This window comes from Polynucleobacter sp. MG-28-Ekke-A2 (genome assembly GCF_035012985.1).
Taxonomy (GTDB): domain Bacteria; phylum Pseudomonadota; class Gammaproteobacteria; order Burkholderiales; family Burkholderiaceae; genus Polynucleobacter.
This window is the reverse complement of sequence record NZ_JAYGQU010000074.1, coordinates 1-270: the sequence shown is the minus strand read 5'-3', so window position 1 is coordinate 270 and position 270 is coordinate 1. Positions and strand designations below refer to the sequence as shown.

Here is a 270-nt window from a genome sequence, read left to right as displayed (position 1 = left end):
TTGCTTTTCTAAAGAGCTTACCGCCGCCTTGCATTATTGGGTTTGAGGCAACCGGCAATTACCACCGCGCATTAGGGCATCGCTTGGTAGCGGCGGGGTTTGAAGTCTGTTTTATTTCCTCGGTAGCTAGTGCCCGGTACAGAGAGGTGATGTTCAACTCCTGGGATAAAAATGACCCCAAGGATGCTGCAGTGCTTTTAGAGCTGCTTAAGCAAGGGATTATTCAACGTTATGTTGACCCATTAATTGCAGGGCATCATGATCTCCAAG

The 270-nt window shown here is 48.1% G+C and carries 1 protein-coding gene; it reads left to right on the top strand.

Annotated features, from left to right (window positions below; all coding sequences use genetic code 11):
• Positions 1-270, top strand: a 270-nt coding sequence (locus VC188_RS11980) for an IS110 family transposase (RefSeq protein WP_323484116.1), incomplete at both ends; no start/stop codon positions are given.